Below are 18,136 nucleotides of genomic sequence, written 5' to 3' on the forward strand. Positions count from 1 at the left end.
AACATGAATATCCCAGGATTAAAAGATGTAGAGATTACGAAAGTAGAAGAAGTAGGCGATCGAATCGCATTGTATGTACAATTGCCTAAATGTACATACAATGTCCAGTTTGTAAAAAAGAAACATCGAAAGTTCACGATTATCGTATACAGAAGATCAATCATTTAAAATGGTTTGAACGTTTAACTATTCTTTTCTATAAGCGTCGTCGTTATGTTTGTAATTGTGGTAAGCGTTTCTCTGAAAAATCCCCCTTCGTAGATAAATATCAACGCTACTCAAAGGAATGGAATCAAGTAGTGAGTATACGTGCTATTAAAGCTAAAACATTTAAAGAAGCTGCAGAAGTACTAGGTACATCAACCACGACGGTCATTCGCCGTTTTAAAAAGGTAGCAAATAAACAATTAGTAGAGGGTGTACGTTTACCAAAAGCAATTGCGATTGATGAGTATAAAGGCGATACGGATGCAGGTACGTATCAGCTAATAATTGCGAATGCGGAGACGCACGAGCCGATTGATATTTTACCGAATCGTAAAAAAGAAACAATAAAAAATTACTTAAGTCAGTATGGAGCAGATGTTGAAATAGTGGTCATGGATATGAATCCAAGTTTTAAAGCAGCTGTTCGTCAAGCACTAGGTCGACCTGTTATTGTGGCAGATCGCTTTCATTTTAGCCGTTATATCTATTGGGCAATGGATGAAGTGCGCCGACAAGTACAAATACAATCGCACAAAGTGTAAACGCATGCGTCATGTGTTTTATAAACGTGCATCTAAATTATCACCGAAACAACAGTGGTACTTACAGCGCTATACAGAAATGTCTGAAACATTAAAAGTAGCTCATGAATTAAAGGAAGCCTATTGTGAATGGTTTGATTGGGCAAAGACAAAGAATGATGTCGTAGAAGTGAAGAAGCGATTACAAGCTTTTTACCGTAAAGTAGAAGAGACAAAATTACCAGCTTTCTTAAAAGCAATTCAAACATTTAAAAACTGGCAAGTAGAAATCTTAAATAGCTTTAGTTTTGGTTATTCCAACGGCTTCTTGGAAGGCATTAATAATAAAACAAAAGTGATGAAACGGAATGCATATGGCTTTCGACGCTTCGATCACTTTCGAGCAAAAATCTTATTAAATTTAAAGTATAAAGATATCGGGGTTCATCTGGGTTAACGCGCTAAAAGAATGCACCACCCCAACATTTGACTTAGAACCATAAAAAAAGGCTCTTTTCGAAAAGATTGTTGCTATTCAACTAACGGCGCAGGTTATTTGAAGAAAGGTATTACATTATGGGGAGTGGTGATTAGGTGGACCTGGTATTTATTCGTCACGGCCAAGGAGAACATACATTAGATATACCAAAAAGTTTACAGATAAAAGACCCTTCATTAACACCTAAAGGAGAGAAACAAGCAAAATTGTTAAGGAATCAATTTCCTTTAACTAATGATGACATTTTAATCATAAGCCCTATTAGAAGAACTCTGCAAACCGCATTTATTTGGAGTGAAAATATAGATTGTCGTAAGATTGTAAGTCCCTTGGTTTCTCCTCGGTTGTTTCCTATATTTCCAGATAAAAACACATTGCCTTGTGATAAAATAATTGATTTAGAAATAATCCAAAAAGATTTTTCAACTTTCGAAATTGAAACCAATGTTCCCCAAGATTTATGGTCTAATGGAATAAATGTTATGCCTGAAAATAAATTCATAAAAATTGCAGAAGATTTTATTATGAATTGCAAGTTGTTACAAAAAGAAAAGATCTATATAGTTTCCCACGATGGTACTATAACCGCTTATCGTCAATTAATTTCAGGTCAGAGTTTATCTAGGAAAGATTTCCCGTCAGAAACTGGATGGTTTCAAATTACTTGTTGAACTCCCATGAAAGAACTTAATCATCTTTCATTTTCTGTGGTGAAGTGTTGATTTTTGGCGCTTCATGGATGGCTAACGGGGTGCTTTACTTGAAGATCATTGAGTTGCATATGCAGCTCTTTTTTTATTGAACTAACGAGGCAGGTTTGTTTAAGTCAGGTAAGCTAAGGGTTAAATGTACGGATATCATAGACAGGCATCACTTCATTCAACATTTACATTTGATGATTAGAAATGGGAAGACAATACAGGAGAAAATCTGTCGGCAACAAATCGAAAACGACCTTTACAAAAAAACACTCCCGAAGGAGTGCTCACCGCTTTAGTTCAAAAAGGTAAAATCCATAGTCTGTGGAAACACCGGAATAACCCATTTGTCGGAGCATTGCGGTAATATTACCACGGTGATATGTACCGTGATTAACCACGTGCCTAACGAGATCTTTGTAATTAGCCCGCAACTCACCGAATTTAAGCGGATACTCAGATATTTCCTCTAAATCATCTTGGTGGTTCAAGATAAACTCTTCATATCGAGCCGCAATTTTAGCAAAATAAGCCTCAAAAGAGTTGAGCGTGGCATCTTTAACCTCTTCAAGTGAACTCGTCATCGCAGCATAGATGTCCTCAGGACTTTCATGGGACATTATGCTGAGCCAAGTATTATCCACAGAATAGATATGTGCTAATGCATCGCCAATGGTAGGAAATACACTATTTAGTGGTTTACGGTACAGATCATCAGGAAGTTTTCTTAAATGTTCAAAAACTCTTTTATTAGCCCAAACATGGTAACGAAATAGTTCAAGCGTATCTTTCATTATATACCTCCTGGATCCTGATGTTTTTTCCAATAGTATGGTGTTCCATACATCGAAACGAATCCTTTAACTATTATGCACGATAAAATGGATCTTTCAACCATTATGCACGAACGTTCTTTCAGACGAATTCCATGACCATCCTTCTGTCGCTAACGGGTGCTTTAGTTTAAGAAGGATTTACGAAAAATCAAAATATAAAGATCAAGTTAATCTACAAAATGTGCAGGATTAACTTGGTCTTTATGTATTAACAGCACCAATCTATCCGCTTAACCGAGCGTACCCTCATAAGTGAACCCATAATTGCTATATACTACCCCATCGATAACCCCACATGCCGCTACGTTGCACTACGCTTTCGCACAAAAATATCCTGACGCTACCGCTACGTTGCACTACCTTTCGAGCAAAAAATATCTGCTGCCCCCAGAAAAGCACCCAGTCGAAACAGAAATCAACCCTACGTTAGGGTGAAGAGCATTTCATTAATAAATCATACATACTAAATGAAGAATCTCAAGGTATAATGAAACTCATAAGAGGAAAAATTATTGGATACAAGATCGAAAGGAAGAAAGAATTGGGAAAAAAACAAATTTGGTATGAAGTAGAAGAAAACGAGTCAATTGAAGATTGTTTGGCAAGAATGCGTCGAGATGGTTATATGGCAGTGGGAAGAAAAGAAGAACCGATTTTTCACTTAGTCGATGGAGAACCAACGTATTTACGTCAAAAAATACAATTTAAAGCGATGAACTGGCAAGATTCCGAGTGAATTTGACTAAAATCCGAACGTTTGCAAATGACTAAAATAAATTGTTCGCATTTTTGCATTGACGATAGCGGAATGACTTGTTAAAATATGAGAAGGAAAAACAAATAAATCCCACATATATGCTAGAGGATTGGCTCTAGTGTCTCTACCCGGCACCGTAAATGCTGGACTATGCGGGAAAGCACTTTTGGCATGTTACGGGAAGGTTTGTGTGCAGAAATGTACATTTGCATATTCTTTTCATAATAAGTCCTCAAGTAAGCTGCTTTCACGTGTATGGTAGGGAGTAGTTTATTTGAGGATTTTCTTTGTTATAAAAAGTAAAGATTGCAATAGCTATATGAGAAATCATTTTTCTAACGTTAAGAAGGAGCGACAATCATGAATCCGAAAATCGGTGTCATTATGGGGAGTTCAAGTGACTGGGAAACAATGAAACATGCATGTGATATTTTAGATGAATTACAAGTATCGTACGAGAAAAAGGTTGTGTCTGCACATCGGACTCCTGATTTAATGTTTGAGTATGCAGAATCAGCACGTGAGCGAGGTATTCAAGTAATTATTGCTGGTGCAGGTGGAGCTGCGCATTTACCTGGAATGGTAGCAGCTAAAACAACGTTACCAGTAATCGGTGTACCTGTACAATCTCGTGCTCTTAACGGTCTTGATTCTCTATTATCAATCGTTCAAATGCCTGGTGGTGTACCTGTAGCAACAGTAGCGATTGGCAAAGCGGGAGCGACGAATGCAGGCTTGCTAGCAGCGCAAATTTTATCAACAACAGATGCAGAGCTTGCTAATAAACTAGATGCTAGACGTGAAGCCACGAAGCAACAAGTACTGGAAAGCACAGGTGACTTAGTGTGACAAAGATCATTTATCCAGGGCAGACGATAGGCATTATCGGAGGAGGGCAGCTTGGCCGTATGATGGCACTTGCTGCTAAAGAAGCAGGCTTTAAAATCGCCGTTCTTGAACCATCAATGGATTCACCAGGTGGACAGGTTGCGGATGTACGTATTGTAGCACCATATGATGATGAGGCAGCTTTAGAAGAACTTGCCGAGGTAAGTGACGTTATAACGTATGAGTTTGAAAACATCGATTATGATGGCTTAAAACGTTTAACACAAATGGCTTACGTTCCACAAGGAGCAGAGCTAGTACGCATTACACAAAACCGTGTGACTGAGAAAGAAGCGATTGTGAACGCAGGTTGTCCGGTAGCTCCTTATTTGGTTGTAAATACATATGAAGAATTACTAGCCAATATCGATAGGATTAGTTATCCTTGTATAGTCAAAACAGCAAGAGGTGGTTACGATGGCAAGGGGCAGCAGCTTTTAAAATCTGCGGAAGACCTATCGTTAGCAAAAGGGCTTTTCTCTCACTCACAATGTATTGTTGAGGGATTTGTACCTTTCGTTAAAGAGGTATCTGTCATTGTACAAAGAAACGGTGATGGTGAATCATATTGTCAGCCAGTTGGAGAAAATATTCATGTTCATCATATTTTACATGAAACGATTGTGCCAGCTCGTATAAAAGAAGAAACAGCACAGGCTGCAGAGCGCGAGGCCTTGAAAATTGCTGATTACTTAAATTTAGTGGGCACATTAGCTGTAGAAATGTTTGTATTAGAAGATGGTGGAATTGTTATTAATGAATTAGCACCAAGACCTCATAATTCAGGTCACTATTCAATAGAAGCATGTAATGTTTCTCAGTTCCATCAGCATATACGCGCTGTTTGTGGTTGGCCATTACGTAAACCACAACTTTGGGCACCATCTATTATGATAAATGTTTTAGGGCAGCATGTCATGCCACTTAGTAACTCAATTGCTAAATATCCTGAATGGTCTATACATCTTTATGGGAAAGCTGAAGCTAAGGTGAACCGTAAGATGGGCCACGTAACGATTATGACAAAAAACTTAGAAGAAACACTACAACAAATCGAGAGTTCTGGCATTTGGTCAGAATAGAAGGAGAAACGCAATGATCGAACGTTACACAAGACCCGAAATGGGCGCAATTTGGACAGAACAAAATAAATATCAAGCTTGGCTAGAGGTTGAAATTTTAGCATGTGAGGCTTGGGCAGAATTAGGCGACATTCCAAAAGAAGATGTAGCTAAAATCCGTGAAAATGCTTCATTTGATGTGAATCGTATTTTAGAGATTGAGCAAGAAACACGTCATGATGTTGTAGCATTCACTCGTGCCGTATCTGAAACACTTGGCGAAGAGCGAAAATGGGTGCACTATGGTTTAACTTCAACGGACGTAGTTGATACAGCCCTTTCTTTTATAATTAAACAAGCGAATGATATTTTACGTAAAGACATCGTGAATTTCATTGACATTATAGCAGCGAAAGCGAAAGAGTATAAGCATACGGTCATGATGGGACGTACACATGGTGTTCATGCTGAGCCAACAACTTTCGGTTTAAAATTAGCTTTATGGTATGAAGAAATGAAGCGTAACTTAGAACGCTTTGAAGCAGCAGCAAAAGTAATTGAAACAGGAAAAATGTCTGGTGCAGTAGGAACATATGCCAATATCGATCCTCGAGTTGAGCAATATGTATGCGATAAATTAGGACTTACAGCATCACCTATCTCAACACAAACATTACAACGTGATCGCCATGCACAGTATTTTGGAGCGTTGGCATTAATCGCAACATCAATAGAGAAATTTGCAACAGAGATTCGCGGCTTGCAAAAATCTGAAACACGTGAAGTTGAGGAAGGATTTGCAAAAGGACAAAAAGGCTCGTCAGCGATGCCTCATAAACGTAATCCAATCGGATCTGAAAACATGGTTGGTATGTCACGTTTAATGCGTGGCTATATGGTAACGGCTTATGAAAACGTAGCATTATGGCATGAGCGTGATATTTCACATTCATCTGCAGAACGTGTTATTTTACCGGATGCAACGATTACACTTAACTATATGTTAAATCGCTTCGGTAACATTGTGAAAAACTTAACAGTATTCCCTGAAAACATGAAACGTAATATGGGTCGCACTTTTGGTCTAATTTACTCTCAACGTATCTTATTAGCACTTATCGATAAAGGGTTAGTGCGTGAGGAAGCGTATGATACGGTACAACCTTTAGCGATGCAGGCGTGGGACGAGCAAGTTCAGTTCCGTACGTTAGTCGATGCAAGTGAAAAAATTACATCGTATTTAACGAAGGAAGAGTTAGATGATTGCTTTGACTACAACTACCATTTACAGCATGTAGATATGATTTTTAAGCGTCTTGGACTTAACTAAGTAGAGTCACTAGCGGATGTTACAGAATTGAATCGTTACGTACGATTCAATTCTGAACAATACGCGTGTATTTCATAATATCAGGGGGAGTAACGAAATGACTACAGGTCAACTTTTGTATGAAGGTAAAGCAAAAAAATTGTATACAACAGAGGAGCCCAATGTGTTACTCGTTGAATACAAGGATAGTGCAACAGCATTTAATGGTGAGAAAAAAGAAGAAATTGAAGGTAAAGGCGTATTAAACAATCGCATTACCTCTCTAATTTTCGAAAAATTACAAGCAAACGGAATTGCGTCACATTTCGTAAAACAATTATCTGATACGCAGCAGCTTGTAAAAAAGGTAGATATTATTCCAATAGAGGTCGTAGTTCGTAATATAGCAGCAGGTAGCTTAGCGAAACGTCTCGGGTTGGAGGAAGGTACACCATTAAAACGCTCAATCGTTGAGTTTTATTATAAAGACGATGAACTAGGCGATCCGCTCATTTCAACGGAGCATATTGACGTACTTGATCTTGCAACACCTGAGGAAGTGACAGCCATTTATAATGGTGCACTTGCAGTTAACGAAGTTTTGCATCCTATATTTGCAGATGTCAACGTTACACTAATTGACTTTAAATTAGAGTTCGGACGTGATAATGATGGAAATGTACTGCTGGCAGATGAAATATCACCAGATACATGCAGACTTTGGGATGCAACTACAAAGCAAAAGTTAGACAAAGATGTCTTTCGTAGAGACCTTGGTAATTTAACTGAAGTTTATACTATTATACTTTCTAGACTCGGAGGCAAATAACAATGAAAAAAGTTAAAATTTACGTAACATTACGCGAGAGCATTCTTGATCCACAAGGTTCAGCTGTACAAGGTTCTTTAGTGAAAATGGGTTACGCTGAAGTAGAAGATTTACGTATCGGTAAATATCTTGAACTAGCAATTAAAGATACAGAACGTGATATTGATACTCTAGTAAAAGAAATGTGTGAAAAGGTTTTAACTAACGTTGTAATCGAAGACTACCGTTACGAAGTCGAGGAGGCTAACTAATCATGAAATTCGCAGTACTCGTTTTCCCTGGGTCAAACTGTGATATCGATATGTATCATGCGATTAAAGACGAGCTAGGTGAAGAAGTAGAATATGTATGGCATACAGCAACAGATTTAAGTGGCTTTGATGGTATTTTAGTACCGGGAGGCTTCTCATACGGGGATTACCTTCGCTGTGGTGCGATGGCAAATCAATCTAATATTATGGCAGAGGTCAAGAAGGCAGCAGATGCTGGTAAGCCAGTATTAGGAGTATGTAATGGATTCCAAATCCTAACTGAAGCAGGTTTATTACCAGGTGCATTACTTCGAAACAAAAATTTGAAATTCATGTGCCGCACAATCCAGCTTAAAGTTGAAAACAATAATACATTATTCACAAACCAATATGAGCAAGGTCAAATGATCAATATTCCAATCGCACATGGTGAAGGTAACTACTACTGTGATGAGGAAACTTTACAACAATTAAAAGATAACAATCAAATCGTGTTTACATACTCAGGCGAAAATCCAAACGGTTCTTTAGAAGATATCGCAGGGATTATAAACGAGCGCGGCAATGTACTAGGTATGATGCCTCACCCAGAGCGAGCTGTTGATGCACTGGTGGGCGGAGCAGACGGTCTAGCAGTATTTAAATCAATCGTGAAGCAGTGGAGGGAAAATCATGTCAACAACTAAGTTTGAGCCAACAGCACAGCAAATTAAAGAGCAAAAGCTATACGCTGGTATGGGGATGTCAGACGAAGAATTTGCAATGGTAGAAGGTATTATAGGGCGTCTACCAAACTGGACAGAGACAGGTCTTTTCTCAGTAATGTGGTCTGAGCACTGCTCATACAAAAATTCAAAACCCGTGTTACGTAAATTCCCTACGGAGGGTCCCCAAGTTTTACAAGGTCCAGGTGAAGGTGCTGGCATCGTAGACATTGGTGACGAACAAGCAGTTGTATTTAAAATGGAATCGCATAACCATCCATCAGCAATTGAGCCTTATCAAGGTGCTGCCACAGGTGTTGGTGGTATTATCCGTGACGTTTTCTCAATGGGTGCACGTCCAATTGCGATGCTGAACTCACTACGCTTTGGTGAATTAAAATCAGCGCGTGGAAAATATTTATTTGAAGAAGTAGTTGCTGGTATTGCAGGTTACGGTAACTGTATCGGGATTCCAACAGTAGGTGGCGAGATTCAATTCGATCCATGCTATGAAGGTAATCCATTAGTTAATGCAATGTGTGTAGGTTTAATTGACCACAAAGATATTCAACGTGGAATTGCAGCTGGTGTAGGGAATACAGTCATGTATGTTGGCGCTAAAACAGGTCGTGACGGTATCCATGGTGCAACATTTGCCTCTGAGGAGTTAACAGAAGAGTCTGAGAACCAACGTCCGGCAGTACAAGTAGGAGATCCATTTATGGAGAAACTTTTACTTGAAGCATGTTTAGAAGTTGTAAAATCGGACGCTCTAGTAGGTATTCAAGATATGGGGGCTGCTGGTCTTACTTCTTCATCAGCAGAAATGGCTTCTAAAGCTGGTTCTGGTGTAGAAATGAACTTAGATTTAGTACCTCAACGTGAAACAGGCATGACAGCATATGAAATGATGCTATCTGAATCTCAGGAGCGTATGCTACTTGTTGTGAAAAAAAGTCGCGAAGATGAAATTAAAGCGATTTTCGATAAATATGATTTAGATGCTGTGGCAATTGGTCGAGTGACTGATGATAAAATGCTTCGCCTTTTACATAACGGTGAAGTTGTAGCGGAAGTACCTGCTGATGCACTTGCAGAAGATGCACCAGTTTATCATAAACCATCTGCGGAGCCTGCTTACTATGCTGAGTTCCAAGCGATGGAAAACACAGAACCGATGGTAACAGATTACAAAGAAACATTAAATGCACTTTTAAAAGCACCAACAGTTGCTTCAAAAGAGTGGGTTTACGATCAATATGATTATCAAGTTCGTACATCAACAGTCGTTGCTCCAGGTTCTGATGCAGCCGTTATCCGCGTTCGTGGTACGAACAAAGGATTAGCGATGACTACAGACTGTAACTCTCGTTATATTTTCTTAGATCCAGAAGTAGGCGGTGCCATTGCTGTAGCAGAGGCGGCTCGTAATATCGTAGCATCTGGTGGTACACCATTAGCGATTACTGACTGCTTAAACTTCGGTAATCCTGAGAAACCAGAAATCTTCTGGCAAATTGAAAAATCAGCTGATGGTATTTCAGCCGCTTGTACAGCACTGAATTCACCAGTAATCGGCGGGAACGTGTCTCTTTATAACGAGCGTTCTGGTGAAGCGGTTTACCCAACACCAACAATCGGTATGGTTGGACTAATTGACGATTTAGCACATGTGACAACTCAAGAAGTAAAAGCTGCTGGTGATGTAGTATTTGTGATCGGCGATACAAAAACTGAATTCGGTGGTTCGGAGCTTCAAAAATTATTAAATAATGGGGTTATTTCAGGGAAAGCACCAGCGATTGACCTACAGATTGAAGCTGCACGTCAACAAGCATTGCTTCAAGCAATTAAAGCAGGAATCGTACAATCTGCACATGATGTAGCAGAAGGTGGTCTTGCAGTGGCTCTTGCTGAAACAACATTTGGCGTTAATGGCTTAGGTCTTGATGTGACATTAACAGGCTCTGCTACAACAGCATTATTCAGTGAAACACAATCTCGTTTCGTTGTAACAGTGAAAGAAGAAAATGCAGCTGCATTTGTAGAAATTGTAAAAGACGCAAAGAAAATCGGTGTCGTAACAAACGATGCGCTTGTTAAAATCAACGGTGACAACGGTGTGCTTGTAGAAGGTACAGTGGAGGAATTCCGTTCTAATTGGAAAGGAGCAATCCCATGCTTGCTGAACTCAGAGGCTTAAACGAAGAATGTGGGGTGTTTGGTATTTGGGGTAACCCAAATCCAGCACACCTTAGTTATTACGGGCTTCATGCTCTTCAACACCGTGGCCAAGAAGGCGCTGGAATTGTCGTTTCTGACGGTCAGCATCTTCGCGCGGTGAAAGGCGAAGGACTAGTTAATGATGTTTTCAACGAAGAGAAATTAAAGGCAGTGGATGGAAAAGCAGCAATTGCCCATGTCCGTTATACGACTGCTGGAGGAGGCGGTATTGAAAATGTACAGCCGTTATTATTCCACTCGTCAACTGGTAGCCTTTCAATTGCTCATAACGGTAATTTAGTCAATGCAACACACTTAAAACAGTACTTAGAGCGTCAAGGTAGTATTTTCCACTCTAGCTCCGATACTGAAGTTCTTGGGCATCTTATTAAGAAAAGCTCGCTTTCACCATTCCGTGCAAAGGTGAAAAATGCCCTCTCATTATTAAAGGGTGCTTACTCGTTCTTAATTATGACTAAAGATGAAATGCTTGTCGCACGTGATCCACATGGTTTACGTCCATTATCTCTTGGAAAGCTAGGAGATGGTTGGGTAGTAGCCTCTGAAACTTGTGCATTTGATTTAATAGGTGCAGAATTTGTTCGCTCTGTTGAACCTGGTGAGTTATTAATTATTAACGATGAAGGTGTAAAATCTGATCGTTTTGTAGAAATGGATAAACGCGCAATGTGTGCGATGGAGTACGTGTATTTAGCACGTCCTGATTCTGATATTGATGGAATTAACGTCCACATGGCACGTAAACGTATGGGCAAACAGCTTGCTCGTGAATGTGCACATATTGAAGCTGATGTTGTTACAGGTGTCCCTGACTCAAGTATTTCAGCAGCAATCGGCTTTGCAGAGGAAAGCGGTATTCCATATGAATTAGGTCTTATTAAAAATCGTTATGTAGGTCGTACATTTATCCAACCGACACAGGAATTACGTGAACGCGGTGTGAAAATGAAGCTTTCTCCAGTTGTTCAAGTCGTGAAAGGTAAACGAGTAGTGATGGTGGACGATTCAATCGTTCGTGGTACAACTTCACGACGTATTGTAAAAATGTTAAAAGATGCAGGGGCAGCAGAAGTACATGTTGTCATTTCTTCGCCACCGATGACGGAACCTTGTTATTATGGCATCGATACTTCAACTCATGAAGAATTGATTGCATCTAGCCACAATGTAGATGCAATCCGTGAAACTATAGGAGCCGATTCACTCACATTCCTTTCCGTTGAAGGCATGGTAGAGACGATTGCAAGACCATATGAAGATGAAAACCGTGGATTATGCCTTGCATGCTTTACAGGTAAATATCCAACAGAAATTTTCCCAGATACAATCTTACCGCATGAAAAAGAACTATTACGTTAAGAAAAACATCTAAATACGTCTAGCAATGATGACAAATCAAGATTCAGATGTGCCAAGGCGATTTGGATGATAAGGAGGAACTCTGCGTGTCAAAAGCATATGAACAAGCAGGTGTAAATATTGAAGCAGGCTACGAAGCCGTAAAACGAATGAAATCTCACGTTGAACGTACAAACCGTCTAGGTGTGATGGGCACGTTCGGTGGTTTTGGTGGTATGTTTGACTTGTCAGAACTAAATCTTAAGGAACCTGTTCTTATTTCAGGTACTGATGGTGTTGGGACAAAATTAAAGTTAGCGTTTATGGTGGACAAGCACGACACGATTGGCGTGGACTGTGTAGCGATGTGCGTCAATGATATCGTAGCGCAAGGTGCCGAACCATTGTACTTTTTAGATTATGTAGCCCTTGGCAAGGCAGAGCCTGCAAAAATTGAGCAAATTGTAAAGGGCGTTGCAGATGGCTGTGTGCAATCTGGTGCGGCATTAATCGGTGGAGAAACTGCAGAGATGCCAGGTCTTTACGAAGAAGATGAGTATGATTTAGCTGGTTTTGCAGTAGGAGCCTGTGAAAAATCAGCCATCGTAACAGGTGAGAACATCGTAGAGGGTGACGTGCTTGTTGGTATTGCTTCAAGTGGGGTGCATTCAAACGGTTACTCATTAGTGCGAAAAATCGTCTTTGCAGATAATCAGTACGCAGTTGATTCGATTGTGGAAGGCTACGAGGATCTAGGTCCTATTGGGGAAGCCTTGTTAGTGCCAACAAAATTATATGCGAAACCTGTACTTGCAGCTTTAAAAGCAGCAGACGTTCATGGCTGTGCACATGTAACGGGCGGTGGCTTTTATGAAAACCTACCACGTATGATGCCAGAAGGTTTAGCAACTGAAATTGACTTAGGGTCTTGGCCAGTCTTACGTATTTTTGAGTTCTTAAAAGAAAAAGGACAGTTAGAGGACAAGGATTTATATAACGTCTTTAACATGGGAATTGGATTCGTTTTAGCTGTACCTGCAAATGAAGTAGATAAAGTCCTTGCTACAGTAGAAGCAAATGGTGAAAATGCATACAAAATCGGTCGCGTAGTGAAAGGCGAAGGTGTTGTATTCAATGGCTCACATGATGGGAGTTTAGTGTAATGGCTGCACCAACTAAAATTGCCGTTTTTGCTTCAGGTAGCGGCAGTAACTTTCAAGCTATTCAAGAGGCCATTGAACGTGGCGAACTACATGCAAAGATTGAACTTGTTGTGACAGACAAGCCTAGCGCATTTGTAGTGACACGTGCTGAAAACTATAGTATTCCAGTGCTAGCTTTAAGTCCAAAAGAGTTTTCATCAAAGGCAGATTACGAGACGGCTATTATCGAGGCTCTTCACGAACGTCATGTAGAATGGATTGTGCTTGCAGGTTATATGCGCTTAATTAGTGAAGTATTGCTAACTGCATACCCACAGCACATTGTGAATATTCATCCTTCACTATTACCGGCGTTCCCTGGTAAAGATGCTATTGGTCAAGCGATGGAACACGGTGTCAAGATAACAGGAGTAACAGTCCATTTTGTAGATGAAGGTATGGATACAGGGCCTATTATTGCACAAGCGGCAGTTCAAGTTGTTGATAATGACCGTGAGGCAACAGAAACGGCAGTTCATAAGGAAGAGCATGTACTGTATACAAAAGCTTTACAGCAATTGTTAAAGTAATGGATTGGGAGAGAGTTAGGTCTTCTAAAAAAAGAGTGCTCAATCAAAACCTAACTCTGTTCCATCAATAATAGCAAGACATATTCGTGGCAAACACGATAAAATTAGGAGGATTTCGTTGTGACAAAACGCGCATTAATCAGTGTTTCCAATAAAGATGGTATTTTAGAATTTGCAAAAGAACTAGTAGCATTAGGTTATGAAATTTTATCAACTGGTGGTACGAAAAAAATGTTACAAGACAATAATGTTGCCGTAACAGCAGTAGATGAAGTAACTAAATTCCCTGAAATTTTAGATGGCCGTGTAAAAACGTTAAATCCAATGATTCACGGTGGACTATTAGGAAAATTTGACGATGCTTCTCATCAAGCACAAATGAATGAGCATGGAATTGAGCCAATTGAGATTGTTTGTGTCAATCTTTACCCGTTTGTTGAAACAATTTCAAAGCCTAATGTAACATGGGATGACGCGATTGAAAATATCGATATCGGTGGTCCAACAATGTTACGTTCTGCAGCAAAAAACCATCAATATGTAACAGTAATTGTGGATAGCAATGACTATGCGAACGTATTAGAGGAACTGAAAGCTAATGGTGCAACGACTATTGAAACACGTCGTAAGTTAGCTGCAAAAGTTTTCCGTCACACAGCCGCTTATGATTCATATATATCAAACCACTTAACAGAAGAAGAGTTTCCGGAGAGCTTAACAATGACATATGAATTAAAGCAAAACTTACGCTATGGTGAAAATCCACATCAAAAAGCGGCATTCTATCAAAAACGTCTAGGCTCAGATTTTTCACTAGCTTATGCTACGCAATTGCATGGTAAAGAATTATCATACAACAATATTCAAGACGGGAATGCAGCATTGCAAATTGTTAAAGAGTTTGAAATGCCTGCAGCAGTAGCTGTAAAGCACATGAACCCTTGTGGTGTTGGAACGGGCGCAACATTAGAAGAAGCGTTTGATAAAGCATATGAAGCAGATTCAACGTCTATTTTTGGTGGCATTATTGCTTTAAATATGGAAGTTGATGCAGCAACTGCTGAAAAATTAAGCCATATATTTTTAGAAATTATTATTGCACCAGCTTTCTCCCAAGAAGCTCTTGATATTTTAACGAAGAAGAAAAATATTCGCTTATTAACAATTCCTTTCGAGCAAGCAAAACAAGACAAATTCAATGTTGTATCGGTTGAAGGTGGTCTTCTTGTACAAGAACCAGATCGCTATGGCTTTTCTAATGCAGATATTAAAGTTGTCACAGACCGTGAACCGACAGCACAAGAATGGGAAGCATTACAACTTGGCTGGGCAGTTGTGAAGCATGTTAAATCTAATGCTATCATCGTTACAGATTCTCAAATGACACTTGGTGTTGGTGCTGGTCAAATGAACCGTGTTGGAGCGGCTAAAATCGCATTTGAGCAAGCTGGCGAAAAAGCAAAAGGTGCAGCGCTAGCATCAGATGCATTCTTCCCAATGAGCGATACTGTAGAAGCAGCTGCAGCTGCTGGTATTACAGCCATTATTCAACCAGGTGGCTCTATAAAAGATCAGGATTCAATCGATAAAGCGAATGAATACGGCATTGCAATGGTATTCACTGGCGTACGTCATTTCAAGCACTAAAATATCCAAAAACTAGACCGAGATGGGCAACATCTCGGTCTTACGCACAAAGAGGAGGATTCCCTAAAATGAAAGTATTAGTCATTGGAAGCGGCGGTCGTGAGCATGCTATCGCCAAACAATTTAATATATCACCATCTGTTAATAAAGTATTTGTAGCACCTGGTAATGATGGTATGAGGGGCGATGCGGAAATCGTTGCTATTGATACTATGGATTTTGCAGGTCTTGCACAATTTGCAAAAGAAAATGCAGTAGATTTAACCTTTGTAGGACCTGAGCAACCACTTGCTGAGGGCATCGTTGATTTCTTTACTGCCCGTGGCTTACGAGCATTTGGCCCAACAAAGGCAGCAGCACAAATCGAAAGCAGTAAATCGTACGCGAAAGATATTATGAATAAATATAATATCCCAACAGCAGCCCATGAAACGTTTACTGAAGCTGCAAAGGCTATAGCCTATATTAAAGAGCAAGGTGCACCAATCGTTATCAAAGCAGATGGGTTAGCAGCTGGTAAAGGTGTAGTTGTCGCAATGACAGAAGACGAAGCAATTGAAGCAGTAGAAGATATGATTGGGAACCAACGTTTTGGTGAATCCTCTTCTCGTGTTGTCATTGAAGAATTCCTAGACGGAGAAGAATTCTCCTTTATGTCATTTGTCCATAAAGGTCAGATTTACCCAATGGTGATTGCTCAAGACCATAAACGTGCTTATGATGGCGATAAAGGACCAAATACAGGTGGTATGGGAGCCTATTCACCAGTACCTCAAATCTCGCAAGAAGTAGTGGATGATGCATTTAAGACGGTTGTTGAACCGACCGTGAAAGGTATGGAGGCAGATGGTGAATCGTTTACAGGGATTTTATATGCAGGTTTGATTTTAACGAAAAATGGTCCAAAAGTGATTGAGTTTAATGCACGCTTTGGAGATCCTGAAACGCAAGTAGTTTTACCACGTATGACATCTGATTTTGGTGCATTTATGACAGCATTGATGGATGAGAAGCCATTTGATTTGCAATGGTCTGAAGAAGCAATGCTAGGTGTAGTAATTGCCGCTGAAGGCTATCCAGGGGACGTTGAAAAAGGACATGCATTACCTAACCTAGAGGCTTTATCAGCTTCACACGCAGTATTCCATGCAGGTACAAAGATGGTTGATGGAAAGTTTGTTGGTAATGGTGGTCGAGTTTTATTAGTTGGAGCAAAAGCATCTACTTTAAAAGAAGCACAAGAAAAAGTATACGCAGGCATTGCAACTGAAAAATGGGACAATTTCTTCTACCGCAAAGATATCGGTTGGCGTACGTTTAAATAGTAGTTGAGTAACTAATTGCCGATAAAAGGATATTTTGTTTACATTTTGCTTAAGTTTATCGCCATAGCGTGGGGTTGATTTCCGTTCCGACTGGGCGCTTTGTAGCTGCCGCTTTGCTTTCGCTACAGAAAACATTTGCCGCTGACGCTTCGCTTTCGCGCAGAGCAGAGCTTCCTGGGGGCGTCCGATGAGCCGCTTCACTCGCGTTGCTCGCTCCAGGGTCTCGGGCCAACACGAGGTTGGTCACGAAGGCGTTATCACAGGACGTGATGCTTTTAGCCTTCGTTCCTCTATTGCTGATCCCCAAGGAGTCGCCCAGTCTCCACTCCAATCAACTTATATAAATAGCATATGTTCTAATAAATGTCGTCCAAAATTTTAAGTATAAATCTAATTGGAATAAGCTGGTTTGCATTGCGGGTTACTAAATGATTAATGAAATAAATCAAGCTTGTTGATTAGGTAAATATAGGTTTTTATTGAGTGATAAAAGGATTTTTTGTTGATATTTTGCTAATATATGCCCATTTTAACTGATTGTAGCGGAGGGCTACTCGACTCCCGCGGGAAAGCGAGACAGACGAGACCCTGCACGGAGTGCAGCGGAGGAAGCGGCTCGACGCTCGCCCGCAGGAAAGCGAGTAGCCCGTAGCGGAAATCAGAGCTTTCTAATTAATGAAGATGATTAATAACGCACCTGAATTAAATATTTTAATAGAACTGTGAAACTTCTTATTGTTTTCAAACGTATGATTTACAAAGGTGAAAGCCGTCTCAACAATACAGTTGAGACGGCTCCTTTGACTAAGAAGGATTTTGTGCATTATTTGTAGGATTTTTACTTCCTGAGGAATTTTGATTGGAAGTGCTGGAGTCAGACTGCTTTGACGCAGTTGCGTTTGATCCTGACATATTTCCAGTTATAACGGAGGAGAAATCCTTCATGAGTTTATCGATTTGTTCAGATGACATAGAATTTTGGCCACTGAGCATACTTTGCATAGAAGAGTTGTTGCCGGTGTTCATAGCACTCCCCATACTTGAGCTTAGTAAAGATTTAGTAGGACAATACTTAAAGATACCCTCAGCCATTTTCATGGCACCAAAAGCAATCATCAATCGACCTGCCGTACAGTTAGGATTTCTTGAGACCTTAGCGATACCAAATGCCGTTAAACTTGTACCCATGGCAAAGCGACAGAAGGCATTTTTTTCGCTTAAATTCGTTTCCTGCATCATCATATTTCCTCCTTTAGTCATTGTGGGAAAAATAAAGCGGGGGCACTTTGC

Annotated in this window: 16 protein-coding genes, 1 pseudogene and 1 riboswitch; of the genes and pseudogenes, 15 read left to right on the forward strand and 2 right to left on the reverse strand. The window is 40.0% G+C overall.

Going from position 1 to position 18,136, the window contains the following annotated elements; all coding sequences use genetic code 11:
- Both ACFXN8_RS15745 and ACFXN8_RS15750 read left to right on the forward strand, forming a co-directional pair.
- A pseudogene (locus tag ACFXN8_RS15745) lies at window positions 1–1,185 on the forward strand (ISL3 family transposase); the annotation flags it as partial.
- A 137-nt stretch (window positions 1,186–1,322) separates the two neighbouring features.
- Window positions 1,323–1,898 (forward strand): phosphoglycerate mutase family protein, encoded by a 576-nt coding sequence (locus ACFXN8_RS15750; protein ID WP_386846382.1) that lies wholly within the window; start codon window positions 1,323–1,325, stop codon window positions 1,896–1,898.
- 314 nt (window positions 1,899–2,212) lie between these two features.
- Here ACFXN8_RS15750 and ACFXN8_RS15755 read toward each other — a convergent pair whose 3' ends face one another.
- A complete protein-coding gene (locus ACFXN8_RS15755; RefSeq protein ID WP_255505243.1) occupies window positions 2,213–2,719 on the reverse strand; it encodes a DinB family protein in 507 nt (168 codons plus the stop codon).
- 583 nt (window positions 2,720–3,302) lie between these two features.
- Here ACFXN8_RS15755 and ACFXN8_RS15760 point away from each other — a divergent pair.
- From ACFXN8_RS15760 to purD, 13 genes are all read left to right on the forward strand, one after another.
- Window positions 3,303–3,497, forward strand: coding sequence for an NETI motif-containing protein (locus tag ACFXN8_RS15760; RefSeq protein WP_386846385.1), 195 nt, complete (start codon window positions 3,303–3,305; stop codon window positions 3,495–3,497).
- Between the two features lie 93 nt (window positions 3,498–3,590).
- Window positions 3,591–3,689: riboswitch (purine riboswitch) on the forward strand.
- Window positions 3,690–3,878: 189 nt separating this feature from the next.
- Complete coding sequence (purE, locus tag ACFXN8_RS15765) at window positions 3,879–4,367, forward strand: 5-(carboxyamino)imidazole ribonucleotide mutase (protein ID WP_376078096.1); 489 nt, start codon at window positions 3,879–3,881, stop codon at window positions 4,365–4,367.
- Complete coding sequence (gene purK / locus ACFXN8_RS15770) at window positions 4,364–5,488, forward strand: 5-(carboxyamino)imidazole ribonucleotide synthase (RefSeq protein WP_376078097.1); 1,125 nt, start codon at window positions 4,364–4,366, stop codon at window positions 5,486–5,488. Before purE ends, purK begins: the two co-directional genes overlap by 4 nt.
- A gap of 13 nt (window positions 5,489–5,501) precedes the next feature.
- Entirely contained in the window at window positions 5,502–6,797 is a 1,296-nt protein-coding gene (gene purB, locus ACFXN8_RS15775) for an adenylosuccinate lyase (RefSeq protein ID WP_386846388.1), read from the forward strand.
- A 97-nt stretch (window positions 6,798–6,894) separates the two neighbouring features.
- Window positions 6,895–7,605 carry a phosphoribosylaminoimidazolesuccinocarboxamide synthase gene (gene purC / locus ACFXN8_RS15780; RefSeq protein WP_376078101.1) on the forward strand — a complete coding sequence of 237 codons (711 nt, stop codon included), beginning with the start codon at window positions 6,895–6,897 and terminating at the stop codon, window positions 7,603–7,605.
- Between the two features lie 2 nt (window positions 7,606–7,607).
- Window positions 7,608–7,856, forward strand: coding sequence for a phosphoribosylformylglycinamidine synthase subunit PurS (purS, locus tag ACFXN8_RS15785; protein ID WP_079562648.1), 249 nt, complete (start codon window positions 7,608–7,610; stop codon window positions 7,854–7,856).
- A 2-nt stretch (window positions 7,857–7,858) separates the two neighbouring features.
- Entirely contained in the window at window positions 7,859–8,542 is a 684-nt protein-coding gene (gene purQ / locus ACFXN8_RS15790) for a phosphoribosylformylglycinamidine synthase subunit PurQ (protein ID WP_386846391.1), read from the forward strand.
- Window positions 8,529–10,763: a phosphoribosylformylglycinamidine synthase subunit PurL gene (gene purL / locus ACFXN8_RS15795; RefSeq protein WP_386846393.1), complete on the forward strand. Its 2,235-nt coding sequence runs from the start codon at window positions 8,529–8,531 to the stop codon at window positions 10,761–10,763. Before purQ ends, purL begins: the two co-directional genes overlap by 14 nt.
- Window positions 10,739–12,163, forward strand: coding sequence for an amidophosphoribosyltransferase (gene purF, locus ACFXN8_RS15800; protein ID WP_386846395.1), 1,425 nt, complete (start codon window positions 10,739–10,741; stop codon window positions 12,161–12,163). Before purL ends, purF begins: the two co-directional genes overlap by 25 nt.
- An 86-nt stretch (window positions 12,164–12,249) precedes the next feature.
- Window positions 12,250–13,305 (forward strand): phosphoribosylformylglycinamidine cyclo-ligase, encoded by a 1,056-nt coding sequence (gene purM / locus ACFXN8_RS15805; protein ID WP_386846397.1) that lies wholly within the window; start codon window positions 12,250–12,252, stop codon window positions 13,303–13,305.
- Window positions 13,305–13,874 carry a phosphoribosylglycinamide formyltransferase gene (purN, locus tag ACFXN8_RS15810; protein WP_386846399.1) on the forward strand — a complete coding sequence of 190 codons (570 nt, stop codon included), beginning with the start codon at window positions 13,305–13,307 and terminating at the stop codon, window positions 13,872–13,874. Before purM ends, purN begins: the two co-directional genes overlap by 1 nt.
- Before the next feature lie 120 nt (window positions 13,875–13,994).
- Window positions 13,995–15,521 (forward strand): bifunctional phosphoribosylaminoimidazolecarboxamide formyltransferase/IMP cyclohydrolase, encoded by a 1,527-nt coding sequence (gene purH, locus ACFXN8_RS15815; RefSeq protein ID WP_386846401.1) that lies wholly within the window; start codon window positions 13,995–13,997, stop codon window positions 15,519–15,521.
- A gap of 68 nt (window positions 15,522–15,589) precedes the next feature.
- Complete coding sequence (gene purD / locus ACFXN8_RS15820; RefSeq protein ID WP_386846403.1) at window positions 15,590–16,846, forward strand: phosphoribosylamine--glycine ligase; 1,257 nt, start codon at window positions 15,590–15,592, stop codon at window positions 16,844–16,846.
- An 804-nt stretch (window positions 16,847–17,650) separates the two neighbouring features.
- Here purD and ACFXN8_RS15825 read toward each other — a convergent pair.
- Window positions 17,651–18,085, reverse strand: a complete 435-nt coding sequence (locus ACFXN8_RS15825; protein ID WP_386846405.1) for a hypothetical protein — start codon at window positions 18,083–18,085, stop codon at window positions 17,651–17,653.
- Between the last annotated feature and the right edge of the window lie 51 nt (window positions 18,086–18,136).

This window comes from Lysinibacillus sp. NPDC059133 (genome assembly GCF_042755925.1).
Lineage (GTDB): Bacteria > Bacillota > Bacilli > Bacillales_A > Planococcaceae > Lysinibacillus.